10 protein-coding genes and 2 pseudogenes are annotated in these 14113 nt (G+C 62.5%); 3 read left to right on the top strand and 9 right to left on the bottom strand.

Annotated elements, in window-relative coordinates:
• Positions 1 to 9: 9 nt before the first annotated feature.
• Positions 10 to 1046, bottom strand: a pseudogene (locus ACG10_RS22150) (RNA-guided endonuclease InsQ/TnpB family protein); the annotation flags it as partial.
• Between the two features lie 117 nt (positions 1047 to 1163).
• On the opposite strand from ACG10_RS22150, the gene ACG10_RS22145 reads away from it, so the two are divergent.
• Both ACG10_RS22145 and ACG10_RS22140 read left to right on the top strand, forming a co-directional pair.
• The gene (locus ACG10_RS22145) at positions 1164 to 1565 is read left to right on the top strand and encodes a helix-turn-helix domain-containing protein (protein ID WP_089170067.1); all 402 of its coding nucleotides are present in this window, start codon (positions 1164 to 1166) and stop codon (positions 1563 to 1565) included.
• A 236-nt stretch (positions 1566 to 1801) separates the two neighbouring features.
• Positions 1802 to 2845 (top strand): IS110 family RNA-guided transposase, encoded by a 1044-nt coding sequence (locus ACG10_RS22140; protein WP_089170062.1) that lies wholly within the window; start codon positions 1802 to 1804, stop codon positions 2843 to 2845.
• A gap of 264 nt (positions 2846 to 3109) precedes the next feature.
• Here the strand turns inward: ACG10_RS22140 and ACG10_RS22135 are convergent, their stop codons facing one another.
• The 5 genes from ACG10_RS22135 to ACG10_RS22120 all read right to left on the bottom strand — a co-directional run bounded on the left by ACG10_RS22135 (position 3110) and on the right by ACG10_RS22120 (position 4925).
• Positions 3110 to 3667: a recombinase family protein gene (locus ACG10_RS22135; protein WP_089170066.1), complete on the bottom strand. Its 558-nt coding sequence runs from the start codon at positions 3665 to 3667 to the stop codon at positions 3110 to 3112.
• Positions 3661 to 3822, bottom strand: a complete 162-nt coding sequence (locus ACG10_RS24200) for a hypothetical protein (RefSeq protein WP_169531485.1) — start codon at positions 3820 to 3822, stop codon at positions 3661 to 3663. Before ACG10_RS24200 ends, ACG10_RS22135 begins: the two co-directional genes overlap by 7 nt.
• Complete coding sequence (locus tag ACG10_RS22130; RefSeq protein ID WP_089170065.1) at positions 3819 to 4148, bottom strand: hypothetical protein; 330 nt, start codon at positions 4146 to 4148, stop codon at positions 3819 to 3821. Before ACG10_RS22130 ends, ACG10_RS24200 begins: the two co-directional genes overlap by 4 nt.
• A 103-nt stretch (positions 4149 to 4251) precedes the next feature.
• A complete protein-coding gene (locus tag ACG10_RS22125; RefSeq protein ID WP_089170064.1) occupies positions 4252 to 4638 on the bottom strand; it encodes a HepT-like ribonuclease domain-containing protein in 387 nt (128 codons plus the stop codon).
• Positions 4635 to 4925, bottom strand: coding sequence for a nucleotidyltransferase family protein (locus tag ACG10_RS22120; RefSeq protein ID WP_089170063.1), 291 nt, complete (start codon positions 4923 to 4925; stop codon positions 4635 to 4637). The genes ACG10_RS22125 and ACG10_RS22120 overlap by 4 nt, the downstream gene beginning before the upstream one ends.
• 160 nt (positions 4926 to 5085) lie before the next feature.
• Between ACG10_RS22120 and ACG10_RS22115 the strand changes: the two are divergent.
• Positions 5086 to 8062, top strand: a pseudogene (locus ACG10_RS22115) (Tn3 family transposase).
• A 264-nt stretch (positions 8063 to 8326) separates the two neighbouring features.
• Here ACG10_RS22115 and ACG10_RS22110 read toward each other — a convergent pair.
• The 3 genes from ACG10_RS22110 to ACG10_RS22100 all read right to left on the bottom strand — a co-directional run bounded on the left by ACG10_RS22110 (position 8327) and on the right by ACG10_RS22100 (position 14099).
• Positions 8327 to 9370 carry an IS110 family RNA-guided transposase gene (locus tag ACG10_RS22110; RefSeq protein WP_089170062.1) on the bottom strand — a complete coding sequence of 348 codons (1044 nt, stop codon included), beginning with the start codon at positions 9368 to 9370 and terminating at the stop codon, positions 8327 to 8329.
• Positions 9371 to 9690: 320 nt separating this feature from the next.
• On the bottom strand, positions 9691 to 12864 hold the full coding sequence (locus ACG10_RS22105; RefSeq protein WP_089170061.1) for an efflux RND transporter permease subunit: 3174 nt from the start codon (positions 12862 to 12864) through the stop codon (positions 9691 to 9693).
• Entirely contained in the window at positions 12861 to 14099 is a 1239-nt protein-coding gene (locus ACG10_RS22100) for an efflux RND transporter periplasmic adaptor subunit (RefSeq protein WP_089170060.1), read from the bottom strand. Before ACG10_RS22100 ends, ACG10_RS22105 begins: the two co-directional genes overlap by 4 nt.
• Positions 14100 to 14113: the final 14 nt, after the last annotated feature.

Raw genomic sequence — 14113 nt, 5'->3', positions numbered from 1 at the left:
CCCAACTGGACGGCCATGCCCGGCCGCGAGAATGTTCCTGGCCGCGTTCACGTCGCGGCCGGGCGTGACACCGCACGCACTGCAGGTCCACTCCCTCATTCCAAGTCCCGCGATACCTTTCGGCCGCGAATCAGGCAATGCGCCGCAATTCGAACAGGCTTGGGTGGTGTAGCGCTCGTCGACCACCTTGAAGACGATGCCTGCTGTAGGCTAGCATCGTCTTCAGTTGGCCCCAGCCGGCATCGAGCACCGACTTGGCCATCCGGGTCTTCACGAGTTTCGTGGACGACACGTCGCCCACCAGGATTTCGCCGTACCGGCTCACCAACTGCCGGCTGAATTTGTGCAGGGCATCCCGGCGCCGGTTGGCGATCCTGGAGTGGATCGCCCGGACGCGGGCCTTGTTGCCGGCCCGCTGGGCGGCGGCCAGGGCCGGCAACAAGGCCGCGGTAGAAGCGGCCGTTCTTCAGCCGGGTGCCATCGCTGCAGGTGGCCACGTCCTTGAGGCCAAGGTCGATACCGACCGCCCCCTGTCCGAGCGACGGCTGCAGCTCGACCTCGACGACGACATTGAAATACCAGCGGCCCCGGCTGTCCTCGCTGAAACTGCCCGAGCGAAACCGGTACCGGCCCAGGCCGTGGCTGTCCCAGACCTTGAAGTAGCGACCGTTGTGGTAGACCTGCCCGTGCTTCCAGCTGGCCGCTCCGGACTTGAATGGAATCCAGCCGAGCGAGCGCCGGGTGCTGCCCGACCTGCGCCAGTTAAGCCGGGCTTTCCCGAATTGCTTGCGGCGGGTGGCGTATTCCCGCGATACCTCTTGCAGCGTTTGCGAATGGAGCCCGAGTTCCTTGTTGGCACCTTTGGTGTAGCGATCCATGTCGTAGGCAGACAGGAAGACTCCACGCTCGCGGATCGAGCGATGGCTGAATTCGTTCAGGTAGTTCCAGACAAGATTGACGCTGCGGGCCATTTGCCGGAGCAGCGGAGCATGCTTGTCTCGAACGCGAACGCGAACGCGAACGCGCAGGGTCTTGGTGTGCTTCATGCAGTCAGGTTGCCATGGATTTTGGAAAACCCAAGGGCCGCTTCGCGCCCGTGCTCTACATCCCCGCACTCAAAGTACGGGGCTTTCCGCGCTTTTTGGTAAATGGAGGGAATAACCATGTCTATGCTGATCAAACAAGCCAGCGAGCACTGGCGCTATGTGGCCCCCTTGCTCACCAGGCCGGCCAACGAAGACGATTACGACGCCCTGGTCGAGGCACTGGACGAGTTGCTGGTTATCGTCGGCGACGACGATAACCACCCCCTTGCCACCTTGGCCTCACACATCGGCGATCTGATCGAAGCCTACGACGAAGCGCACCACCCCATGCCGAAGGTGAGTGGCGTGGAGATGCTGCGCTACCTGATGCAGGAACACGGCCTGACCCAGGCCGACCTGCCGGAGGTCGGCGCGCAGTCCGTCGTTTCCGAATTGCTCAGCGGCAAGCGCCAGCTCAACGTGCGCTATATCCGTGCTCTATCCGAGCGCTTTGGCGTGCCAGCGGATGTTTTCTTGTGACTGCTCCCCGCCCTATCGGGCGAGGCTTCCCACTTCTCAGGCTGCAACCGGCGACACACCGGATTTATGCAAGCCTCGATAGGCAGAAACGGACAGTCCTTCCGCCTTCAACTTGGGGTCGTCTCAAAAAACGGATCGCAAAGTAATGCAATGGACTCCACCCACCCTGACGCCGGAGCACACTCCGTCGACGGGTGACGAGGGTGTCACTCTCCATCTGAGACGAGGAGTCCGTCATGAATTGTGTAGCTACGGTGATTGGCCTGGACATTTCGAAAAACGTATTCGTTGCCGTGGGTCGTGACGATCAGGGTCGGGAGGCGTTCAGAAAGAAGTTTTCTCGACACCAGGTACTGGCCTTTTTCGCGAAAGCGGCACCGGCGAAAGTCGGCATCGAGGCGTGTGCCAGTGCGCATCATTGGGCACGGGCGCTTGCCGGCCAAGGTCATGAGGTGCGTCTGATCGCCGGGCAGCATGTCAAAGCGTATCTGACTGGGAACAAGAACGACGCAAACGATGCGGCGGCTATTGCGGAAGCACGCTCTCGCGCAATGACCAAATACGTTCCAGTAAACACTGAAGCGCAGCAGGATCTGCAGATGATGCATCGGGTCCGACAAAGTTTGATCGAGCGCCGAACCGGCGTTATCAACCAGGCTCGTGGCCTGCTTGGCGAGTATGGCGTTGTGATTGCCACTGGCGCACGAACCTTGCGCCGGGAATTGGTGGCCATACTGACCAGCGATGCGCGTGGTTTGTCGGCCACAGCACTGGATACATTCCGGGATCTGTCCCAACAGCTGGACGACTTGGAGGCTCGCATTACTCGATACGACGAGCGCATCCTGCAAGCAGCACGTGCTGACGAGCGCGCTCAACGCTTGATGGAGGTGCCGGGCGTCGGCGTCCTGACCGCAACGGCGCTGCTGGCATCGCTCAACGATGCGTCACACTTCGGCAATGGCAGGCACTTCGCCGCCAACCTCGGCCTGGTGCCCCATGAGCACAGCACAGGCGGCCGGCAACGCCTGTTTGGTATCAGCAAACGAGGTGACCGCTATCTGCGCATGCTGTTGATTCACGGCGCACGAAGTGCCCTGCAGTGGGCACACAAGCGGACCGACAACATCCTTCGTTGGGCCGCTGACCTTCAGCAACGCAAAGGCACGAACGTGGCTGCCGTTGCGTTGGCGAACAAACTCGCCCGCATCGTCTGGGCGCTGCTTGCTCACGGTCGCCGGTATGAGCCGATGCATATCACCAGTACACTGGTGCACTGAACGCCACGGCACAACGTTTTAACCTTCTACCGAGGTTGCGAAGGAACGAGAGGAAGATGCACCACTGGTAAGACCGACGTTGGGAAAATCCGATTAGCGTACTGGTACTCGAATGCCGTTATCGTATTTGGAACCCAACGCGCGCACTGCATTGTGGCCCGAGCATTCTGATGCTCACGCGAAGGCCGGATAGATACGTGCAACCTTTATCCAGTTGGTCACCGAGGATCGTTTCTTGCAAAACGGGTGGAGTCCATAGATACGCTAAGCGTGCGCTGAGGCCGGTATCCAGCGGTACAGCGTAGGAATGGACACACCCAGGTTCTTGGCCACGTCCTTGGGTGGGACGCCGCTGGCCAGCAGCTTCTTGGCCGACTCGATCTTGCTGTCGGTCATCTTGGGCTTGCGGCCGCCTTTGCGGCCGAGCTGCCGGGCGACTTCCAGCCCGGCGCGGGTGCGCTCGACGGTCAGCTCGCGCTCCATTTCGGCGAGGCTGGCCATGACGTGGAAGAAGAACCGGCCTGATGGCGTGCCGGTGTCGATGGCGTCGGTCAGGCTCCTGAACTGCACGCCTTGCTTGTGCAACTCGCCAACCAGATCGACCAGTTGCTTGACGCTGCGGCCCAGTCGATCCAGCTTCCAGACCACCAGGGTATCGCCTTCGCGCAGCATCTCCAGCGCCCTGGCCAGGCCGGGGCGATCGGCCCGCGCGCCGCTCACCTTATCCTCGAAAATCTTCTGGCATCCGGCCCTGGTCAGGGCTTCGCGCTGCAACTCGAGGTTCTGGTCCTGCGTCGAGACGCGCGCATAGCCGATCAACATGGCTGGTCTCTCGCCCGGTCGATGTGTGCCTGCATCGCTCGCATTACTTCTTCGTGCCTGTATGACCGGGCGTTGGGATCGTCGGCTTCCTGCAGGGCTTCCTCGGCGAGCTGTGACCAGGCGCTGGCCAGCGCCTCGATGCTGGAGGTGCTCATTTGCTCATCCACTTGCGCAGCAGGCGCTTTTTCAGGGAGGCGCGCTCTTGCGGGTTGCATCCCTTGCGGTTGGCGATGCGATCCGCTGTTGCGACCTGACGCTTGACGGGCCAGTAGGAGCGGCCGTCCTTGCCCATCGACCAGACATTGCTGACCTGGTTTTCCAGCAGGGGCAGATGGGCGTCCAAAGCGTCCTCCGGCGATGCGCTGGCCAGCGCAGTGCGTTCGTGGGTTCGCCAGCGCTGATGCCAGAGCTTCTTGTCCTCGCGCTCGCTGCGGCAGGTCGTGTGGCCCACGATAGGCGTTTTGCGTCGGCTACGGCTCATGATTCGGTGCTCCCTCACTCATTCAGGACTGGCCCCATGCCTCGATGGTAAGCACTTGGTCGGGCAGACAGGCGGCGATCCTGTCAGGGGGAAGATGAGCCAGTTACAGTTCCATCCCATAATCGTTACGGTCTTCGTCGTCGGCATCTTGGCGCACGGCGGGCAGTTGCTTCAGCAGCTCCGGCAGCGCCGCTTGCACGGTGTCCCACACCACATCGAGGTTGATGTCGAAATAGCCGTGGGCGATGCGGTTACGCATGCCGCGCATGTTGCGCCACGGTACTTCGGAGTGGGCCTGCACAAACTCGGCGTAGCCGTCCATCACCTTCGTCGCGGCCTCGCCGATGATGATGAGGCTCATGATGACGGCCTGCTGGGTGCGCTTGTCCTCGAGGAACTCCTCCTTGGCCAAGCCCTCTACGAAGCTGCACGCATCGGTTGCGGCCTGCTGCATGTGGTCAAGGTAGTCAGGCAGACGGTTCTCGCTCATACCGGCCGAGCCTCTGCGAGTACCTTGGCCCGGAACTTCGCTGGCAGGTCGGCGGGAGTGAGCAGATCGACGTGGACGCCGAGCAGCGATTCCAGCTCGTCTTGCAGGCCGCCCAAGTCAAACAGCGTCGCGCCGGGCAGCGCATCGACCAGCAGGTCGAGGTCGCTGCCGTCCCGGTCGGTGCCATGCAGCACCGAACCGAAGACACGCGGGTTGGCCACCCGGAAGCGGCTTGCCGCTTCGCGGACGGCACTTCGCTTGAGCTCAAGCACGAGCGATGGGCGCATGGGCATCTTTCCGTTATCGAAACTCGTTGAGATGCTAGGTTATCGAGAATAGTGTTTCAAGAAACATTTTCGAGAATGGCAATGCCTTGATTTCCCGTACTGTGCCGGAGGTCTTGGCGGGCTTGTCGCAAACCTACGTTTTCAAGAAGAAGGAGACTGCATGCCCCGCCGTTCGATCCTGTCCGTCACCGAGCGCGAAAGCCTGCTGGCGTTGCCGGACACCAAGGACGAGTTGATCCGTTATTACACGCTTAGCGAAACCGACCTCTCCATCATCCGGCAGCGACGAGGCCCCGCCAACCGGCTGGGCTTCGCTGTGCAGCTCTGCTACATGCGTTATCCCGGTGTGATGCTCGCGGTGGATGAGGAGCCATTCCCGCCGTTGCTGCGCCTGGTGGCCACGCAATTGAAGGTGCCGCCTGAAGCTTGGGGAGATTACGGCCAGCGGGCCGAGACTCGCCGTGAGCACCTGCTGGAATTGCAATCAGCCTTTGGCTACCAGCCGTTCACCACGCGGCACTATCGACCCAGCGTATACAGCCTCGATGAACTGGCATGGCAGGCCGACAAAGGCATCGTGCTGGCCACGGCTTTGGTGGACAGCCTGCGCCGTAAGGGCGTACTCCTTCCTACGCCTGGTGTCATCGAGCGCATCTGCGCCGAGGCAATCACCCGCGCCAACCGGCGTATCTACGAAGCATTGTCCGAACCGTTGTCGGACGCGCATCGCCGTCGCCTCGACGATCTTCTCAAGCGCCGCGACAACGGCAAGACGACCTGGCTGGCCTGGCTGCGCCAGTCGCCCGCCAAGCCGAACTCCCGGCACATACTCGAACACATCGAGCGCCTCAAAGCCTGGCAAGCGCTCGACCTGCCTTCTGGAATCGAGCGGCTGGTACACCAGAACCGACTGCTCAAGATCGCCCGCGAGGGCGGCCAGATGACGCCCGCCGATCTGGCCAAGTTCGAGTCGCAGCGCCGCTACGCCACTCTGGTAGCGCTCGCTGTCGAGGGCATGGCTACCGTCACCGACGAGATCATCGACCTGCACGACCGCATCCTCGGCAAGCTGTTCAACGCCGCCAAGAACAAGCATCAACAGCAGTTCCAGGCATCCGGCAAAGCGATCAATGCCAAGGTGCGCCTGTTCGGCCGCATCGGCCAGGCTCTGATCGAAGCCAAGCAAAGCGGCGGCGATCCGTTCGTTGCCATCGAGGCCGTCATGTCATGGGACGCCTTCGCCGAGAGTGTCAGTGAGGCGCAGAATCTCGCGCAGCCAGAGGACTTCGATTTCCTGCACCGCATCGGCGAGAGCTATGCCACGCTACGCCGCTACGCGCCGGAATTCCTCGACGTGCTCAAGCTGCGGGCCGCGCCAGCCGCCAAGAACGCGCTCGACGCTATCGAGGTGCTGCGCGGCATGAACGCCGACAACACCCGCAAGGTGCCCGCCGATGCCTCGACCGACTTTATCAAGCCGCGCTGGCAGAAACTGGTCATGACCGACACTGGCATCGACCGGCGCTACTACGAGTTGCGCGCGCTATCCGAACTCAAGAACGCCCTGCGTTCCGGCGACATCTGGGTGCAGGGTTCGCGCCAGTTCAAGGACTTCGAGGACTACCTGGTGCCGCCCGAGAAGTTCGCCAGCCTCAAGCAGTCCAGCGAATTGCCGCTGGGCGTGGCCACCGACTGCGACCAGTACCTGCATGACCGGCTGACGCTGCTGGAAACGCAGCTCGCCACCGTCAACCGCATGGCGCTGGCCAACGACCTTCCGGACGCCATCATCACCGAGTCGGGCTTGAAGATCACGCCGCTGGATGCCGTGGTGCCCGACACCGCGCAGGCGCTGATCGACCAGACGGCCATGATCCCGCCCCACGTCAAGATTACCCAAGATTACCGAACTACTGCTCGAAGTCGATGAGTGGACAGGCTTCACCCGGCACTTCACGCACTTGAAATCCGGCGACCTGGCCAAGGACAAGAACCTGTTGCTGACCACGATCCTGGCCGACGCGATCAACCTTGGCTTGACCAAGATGGCGGAGTCCTGCCCTGGCACGACCTACGCCAAGCTCGCCTGGCTGCAAGCCTGGCACATCCGCGACGAAACCTATTCGACGGCATTGGCAGAACTGATCAACACCCAGTTCCGGCATCCCTTCGCAGAGCACTGGGGCGACGGCACCACGTCATCGTCGGACGGCCAGAACTTCAGAACAGGCAGCAAGGCAGAAAGCACCGGCCATATCAACCCGAAGTATGGAAGCAGCCCAGGACGGACTTTCTACACCCACATCTCCGACCAGTACGCGCCGTTTCACACCAAGGTGGTCAACGTCGGCGTGCGCGACTCGACCTACGTGCTCGATGGCCTGCTGTACCACGAATCCGACCTGCGGATCGAGGAACATTACACCGACACGGCGGGCTTCACCGATCATGTCTTTGCCCTGATGCACCTGCTCGGTTTCCGCTTCGGGCCGCGCATCCGCGACTTGGGCGACACCAAGCTCTACATCCTCAAGGGCAATATTGCCTATGACGCGCTCAAGCCGATGATCGGCGGCACGCTCAACATCAAGCACGTGCGCACCCATTGGGACGAAATCCTGCGGCTAGCCACCTCGATCAAACAGGGCACGGTGACGGCCTCGCTGATGCTGCGCAAGCTCGGCAGCTATCCACGCCAGAACGGCCTGGCCGTCGCCCTGCGCGAGTTGGGGCGTATTGAGCGCACGCTGTTCATCCTAGACTGGCTGCAAAGCGTGGAGCTGCGCCGCCGCGTGCATGCCGGGCTGAACAAGGGCGAGGCGCGCAACGCCCTGGCTCGCGCGGTGTTCTTCAACCGCCAGGGCGAAATCCGCGACCGCAGTTTCGAGCAGCAGCGCTACCGGGCCAGCGGCCTCAACCTGGTGACGGCCGCCATCGTGCTGTGGAACACGGTCTACCTGGAGCGAGCTACCCACGCCTTGCCCAACCACAGCCAAACCGTCGATGACACCCTGTTGCAGTACCTGGCACCGCTGGGCTGGGAGCACATCAACCTGAGCGGGGATTACCTCTGGCGTAACAGTGCCAAGATCGGCGTTGGTAAGTTCAGGCCGCTACGGCCGCTGCAACCGGCTTAGCGTATCTATGGACTCCACCCGTTTTGCAAGAAACGATCCTCGGTGACCAACTGGATAAAGGTTGCACGTATCTATCCGGCCTTCGCGTGAGCATCAGAATGCTCGGGCCACAATGCAGTGCGCGCGTTGGGTTCCAAATACGATAACGGCATTCGAGTACCAGTACGCTAATCGGATTTTCCCAACGTCGGTCTTACCAGTGGTGCATCTTCCTCTCGTTCCTTCGCAACCTCGGTAGAAGGTTAAAACGTTGTGCCGTGGCGTTCAGTGCACCAGTGTACTGGTGATATGCATCGGCTCATACCGGCGACCGTGAGCAAGCAGCGCCCAGACGATGCGGGCGAGTTTGTTCGCCAACGCAACGGCAGCCACGTTCGTGCCTTTGCGTTGCTGAAGGTCAGCGGCCCAACGAAGGATGTTGTCGGTCCGCTTGTGTGCCCACTGCAGGGCACTTCGTGCGCCGTGAATCAACAGCATGCGCAGATAGCGGTCACCTCGTTTGCTGATACCAAACAGGCGTTGCCGGCCGCCTGTGCTGTGCTCATGGGGCACCAGGCCGAGGTTGGCGGCGAAGTGCCTGCCATTGCCGAAGTGTGACGCATCGTTGAGCGATGCCAGCAGCGCCGTTGCGGTCAGGACGCCGACGCCCGGCACCTCCATCAAGCGTTGAGCGCGCTCGTCAGCACGTGCTGCTTGCAGGATGCGCTCGTCGTATCGAGTAATGCGAGCCTCCAAGTCGTCCAGCTGTTGGGACAGATCCCGGAATGTATCCAGTGCTGTGGCCGACAAACCACGCGCATCGCTGGTCAGTATGGCCACCAATTCCCGGCGCAAGGTTCGTGCGCCAGTGGCAATCACAACGCCATACTCGCCAAGCAGGCCACGAGCCTGGTTGATAACGCCGGTTCGGCGCTCGATCAAACTTTGTCGGACCCGATGCATCATCTGCAGATCCTGCTGCGCTTCAGTGTTTACTGGAACGTATTTGGTCATTGCGCGAGAGCGTGCTTCCGCAATAGCCGCCGCATCGTTTGCGTCGTTCTTGTTCCCAGTCAGATACGCTTTGACATGCTGCCCGGCGATCAGACGCACCTCATGACCTTGGCCGGCAAGCGCCCGTGCCCAATGATGCGCACTGGCACACGCCTCGATGCCGACTTTCGCCGGTGCCGCTTTCGCGAAAAAGGCCAGTACCTGGTGTCGAGAAAACTTCTTTCTGAACGCCTCCCGACCCTGATCGTCACGACCCACGGCAACGAATACGTTTTTCGAAATGTCCAGGCCAATCACCGTAGCTACACAATTCATGACGGACTCCTCGTCTCAGATGGAGAGTGACACCCTCGTCACCCGTCGACGGAGTGTGCTCCGGCGTCAGGGTGGGTGGAGTCTATTGCATTACTTTGCGATCCGTTTTCTGAGACGACCCTAAGGGCGGGACACGCCCGGTTAGCCTGTGAAGTGAGCGGTGCGGTCAGGCCGCCAGCAGCAGGAACCCGCCGAGGTGAGTCAGCCCTGTCGGGCTGAACACGGTAGGAACCCCCTTCCTTTCCGCCCTTGGGCGGCGAGCGTCAGCGAGAGGGAGGGGAGGATGTCAACGGACTCCAGACTGACGGCGCGTTATAGTTTCACTCCCGCGCTACAAGTGCCTGCCGGCTCCCCCGAGCCTCGCGTCGTTCGACAAAAGCCCGTACTAACACAAAGAATACCGGGGTCAACAGCAGGCCGAAGAGCGTCACTCCGATCATTCCGGAGAACACTGCCACCCCCATGGCATGGCGCATCTCGGCACCGGCCCCGGAGGACAGCACCAGCGGCACCACGCCCATGATGAAGGCAATGGAAGTCATCAGGATTGGCCGCAGACGCAGGCGGCAAGCCTCCAGTACGGCGGCGATACGGTCCCGGCCCTCCGCCTGCTGGTCCTTGGCAAATTCGACGATGAGGATGGCGTTCTTGCAGGCCAGCCCCACCAGTACGATCAGGCCGATCTGGGTGAAGACGTTGTTGTCTCCGCCCGCGATCTTGATCCCGACGATGGCCGACAGCAGGGTCATGGGCACGATCAGGATCACCGCCAGTGGCAGGCCCCAGCTCTCGTACTGGGCGGCCAGTACCAGGAACGCCAGCAGCACGCAGAGCGGGAAGACGAAGATGGCGGTATTGCCGGCAAGGATCTGCTGGTAGGTCAACTCGGTCCACTCGAACGTCATGCCGCCCGGCAGTTCCTCACGCAGCAGCCGCTCCATCGCAGCCTCGGCTTGGCCGGAGCTGTAGCCGGGGGCGGCGGCGCCGTTGATCTCGGCGGTGAGGAAGCCGTTGTAGTGCATCACTCTATCGGGACCGGCGCTGCCTTCGATCCTGACGAAGGTCGACAGCGGCACCATCTCGCCACGGTTATTGCGCACCTTGAGCTGGCCGATCTGTGCCGGCTCCAGGCGAAACTGCTGCTCGGCCTGGACATTGACTTGATAGGTGCGGCCAAAGCGGTTGAAGTCGTTGGCGTACAGCGAACCCAGATACACCTGCAAAGTGTCGAAAATATCGCTGATGGCCACGCCGTGGATCTTGGCCTTTTCCCGGTCGATGTCGGCGTCGACCTGCGGCACGTTCACCTGGTAGCTGGTGAACAGGCCTGCCAGCTCTGGCACAGTGCGGCTCTTGGCGATGACGTTCTGCACCTGCCGATACAGCTCCTCGTAGCCGAGGCCACCACGGTCCTGGATCTGCACGCGGAAGCCGCCGATGGTGCCGAGGCCCTGCACCGGCGGCGGCGGGAAGATAGCGATGTAGGCGTCCTGGATTTCGGCGAACTGGCGATTCAGCTCGGAAGCGATGGCATCAGCCGACAGCGACGGATCCTTGCGTTCCTCAAAGGATTTGAGGGGGGTGAAGACGATGCCGCTGTTCGGACTGTTGGTGAAGCCATTGATCGACAGGCCGGGGAAGGCCACGGTGTCGGCCACCCCCCGATGCCGGCCGGCGATCTCCGACATACGCTGGATCACCGCATCGGTACGGTCGAGGGTCGCGCCGTTCGGCAACTGGGCGAAGGCAACCAGGTACTGCTTGTCCTGCGGCGGTACGAAGCCTGTCGGGGTGCTGGAAAAGCCCAGCCAAGTCAGGCCCATCAGCCCGCCGTAGACCAGCAGGGCGATGGCACTGCCTCGCAGCACGTGGCGCACGGTACCGACATAGCCGTGACTGGCACGCTCGAACAGGCGGTTGAAGGGGCCGAACAGCCAGCCACCGAGCAGTTTGTCGAGCACGTGGGAGAAGCGATCCTTGGGGGCATAATGGTCCTTGAGCAGCACGGCGGCCAGGGCCGGCGACAGGGTCAGCGAGTTGAATGCCGAGATTACTGTAGAGATGGCGATGGTCAGGGCGAACTGCTGGTAGAACTGCCCGGTCAGGCCGGAGATGAACGCCGTCGGCACGAACACCGCACAAAGCACCAGAGCGGTAGCGATGATGGGGCCGGTAACCTCCTGCATGGCCTGGCGGGTCGCCTCCAGAGGAGGTTTGCCGAGGGCGATGTTGCGCTCGACGTTCTCCACCACCACGATCGCATCGTCCACCACGATGCCAATGGCCAGCACCAGGCCAAACAGCGACAGGGCGTTGAGCGAGAAGCCGAACAGGTGCATCACCGCGAAGGTGCCGATCAGCGACACCGGTACCGCCGCCAGGGGGATGATCGAGGCGCGCCAAGTCTGCAGGAACAGGATCACCACCAGCACCACCAGGATGATCGCCTCGAACAGGGTGTGCACCACCGCCTCGATGGAGCCGCGTACGAACACGGTCGGGTCGTAGACGATGGAGTAGTCGACGCCCTGCGGAAAGCTCTGCTTCAGCTCGGCCATGCGCGCGCGCACGGCGTTGGAGATGTCGATGGCGTTGGAGCCGGGTCGCTGGAAGACCGGCATGGCCACAGCCGGCCGGTTGTTCAGTTGCGAGCGCAGGGCGTACTGGCTGGAGCCCAGCTCGATGCGGGCGATGTCCTTCAGGCGGGTGATCTCACCATCCTCGCCCGTACGAACAATGATGTTTTCGAACTCCTCCTCGCTGACCAGGCGGCCTTGGGTGTTGATCGACAGTTGAAAGCCGGTGTCGCCCGGTGCCGGCGGTGCGCCGAGGGAGCCGGCGGCGACCTGGCGATTCTGCTCGCGGATGGCGTTGACCACGTCCATGGCGGTGAGGCCGCGCGAGGCCACCCGGTGCGGATCAAGCCAGACGCGCAGGGAGTAGTTGCCGAGGCCGAACAGTTGCACGTCGCCCACGCCGTCGAGACGCGCCAGCTCGTCCTTGACGTTGAGCGCGGCGTAGTTGGACAGATAGAGCATGTCGTAGCGCTCGTCCGGCGAGGTCAGGTGAACCACCATGGTCAGGTCCGGCGAGGCCTTGTCGACGGTCACGCCGAGGCGCTGCACCTCGGTGGGCAGGGTCGGCATGGTGCGGGTCACGCGGTTCTGCACCTGCACTTGGGCGTTGTCCAGATCGGTGCCTAGAGCGAAGGTGATGGTCAGAGTCAGCTTGCCGTCAGAGGTTGCCTGGGACGACATGTAGAGCATTCCCTCGACGCCGACGATGGCTTGCTCCAACGGCGAAGCGACCGTTTCGCCAATCACCTTGGGGTTGGCGCCCGGGAAGTTGGCGCGCACCACTACAGTAGGGGGCACCACTTCTGGGTATTCGCTGATCGGCAACTGGAACAGTGCGATAGCGCCGCCGATCAAGGTCAGCAGCGAGAGCACGGCGGCGAAGATCGGCCGGTGGATGAAGAATTGCGAGAAGTTCATGGGCGTCCGTCCTTGACTGCGGTCGTGCGACTTGCCACATGAGATGCGGCATCGCCCTCTACCGCCTGACGCTGGCGGGCCAGGACGGCCAAGGTATCTGCATCGGCCATAGGCACGTCCTGCGCTTCCACGGTGACGCCGGGCAGGGCGCGCTGCAGGCCGTTGACCACGATTCGCTCGCCTTTGGCCAAGCCCTGGCGGACGATGCGCAGGCCTTCCAGCTTCGGCCCCAGCTCGACAGCACGGTAGCTCAGGGTGTTGTCCTCGCCGAGGACCAGGACGAATTTCTTGCCCAAATCGGTGCCGATCGCAGTGTCCTGGATCAGGGCGGCGGCGTAGGTGTCGCTGCCGACCAGCCGGATGCGTGCATACAGACCGGGCGTGAAGCGGCCATCGGCATTCTCGAACACCGCACGGCCGCGGATAGTGCCGGTGCGCGAATTGACCTGGTTGTCAAGAAAGTCCAGCCGCCCCAGGTACGGGTGGCCACTCTCGCCGGTCAGGCCAAGGTACACCGGTGCGGCGGCGCGGGCATCGCCGCCGTTGCGCCGGGCCCGCTCGGCATATTTGAGGAAGATGCGCTCATCGGCATCGAAATAAGCGTAGATACGATCGGTGGATACCACCGTGGTCAGCAGGGCCTGGCCGGCGTTGACCAGGTTGCCGGCGGTGATCTCGGCACGACCGACGCGGCCGTCGATAGGCGCGACGACACGGGTGAAGCCGAGGTCCAGACGGGCGTTGTCCAACTGTGCCTGGATCGCGGCGAGCACCGCGCGAGCCTCTTGGGCGGCGCTGGCTCGAGCATCGGCCAGCTCGGTGGAGATGGCCTTGCTGGCACGCAGGCGTTCGCCGCGCTGGGCCTCCTTGGCGGCGCGGGCAAGGCTGGTACGGGCCTGCTGCAGTTCGGCTTCCAGACGCTTGACTTCAGCTTCGAAGGGACGTGGGTCAATCTGGAACAGCAGTTCGCCTTTCTTCACCAAACCACCTTCGGTGAAGGCTACCCGGTCGATGTAACCGGACACCCGCGGGCGGACCGCCACCGATTCCGGCGCCTCGAGGCGTCCCGAGAGCTCGTCCCATTCGTTGATCGGCTGTTCGATGACCTCCGCGACGCGGACCTTGACAGGCGGCGCCGACGGGACGGTTTCCGGGGCCTTGCGGCAAGCGTTCAGGGTCAAAAGGGCAATGATGGCCAGAGCGAGATGCCGGGGCCGGGATAGGAACGGTTCCATGTATGATTCCGCCG

It is taken from the genome of Azotobacter chroococcum (genome assembly GCF_002220155.1).
Lineage (GTDB): Bacteria > Pseudomonadota > Gammaproteobacteria > Pseudomonadales > Pseudomonadaceae > Azotobacter > Azotobacter chroococcum.
The sequence above is the reverse complement of the archived record's forward strand: the minus strand, read 5'-3'. Positions and strand labels throughout refer to the sequence as shown.

Bases quoted from the DNA above. Each gene is read 5' to 3' on its own strand.
- ACG10_RS22145 (WP_089170067.1), top strand. From the start codon at position 1,164: ATGTCTATGCTGATCAAACAAGCCAGCGAGCACTGGCGCTATGTGGCC.
- ACG10_RS22140 (WP_089170062.1), top strand. From the start codon at position 1,802: ATGAATTGTGTAGCTACGGTGATTGGCCTGGACATTTCGAAAAACGTA.
- ACG10_RS22135 (WP_089170066.1), bottom strand. From the start codon at position 3,667: ATGTTGATCGGCTATGCGCGCGTCTCGACGCAGGACCAGAACCTCGAG.
- ACG10_RS24200 (WP_169531485.1), bottom strand. From the start codon at position 3,822: ATGAGCACCTCCAGCATCGAGGCGCTGGCCAGCGCCTGGTCACAGCTC.
- ACG10_RS22130 (WP_089170065.1), bottom strand. From the start codon at position 4,148: ATGAGCCGTAGCCGACGCAAAACGCCTATCGTGGGCCACACGACCTGC.
- ACG10_RS22125 (WP_089170064.1), bottom strand. From the start codon at position 4,638: ATGAGCGAGAACCGTCTGCCTGACTACCTTGACCACATGCAGCAGGCC.
- ACG10_RS22120 (WP_089170063.1), bottom strand. From the start codon at position 4,925: ATGCGCCCATCGCTCGTGCTTGAGCTCAAGCGAAGTGCCGTCCGCGAA.
- ACG10_RS22110 (WP_089170062.1), bottom strand. From the start codon at position 9,370: ATGAATTGTGTAGCTACGGTGATTGGCCTGGACATTTCGAAAAACGTA.
- ACG10_RS22105 (WP_089170061.1), bottom strand. From the start codon at position 12,864: ATGAACTTCTCGCAATTCTTCATCCACCGGCCGATCTTCGCCGCCGTG.
- ACG10_RS22100 (WP_089170060.1), bottom strand. From the start codon at position 14,099: ATGGAACCGTTCCTATCCCGGCCCCGGCATCTCGCTCTGGCCATCATT.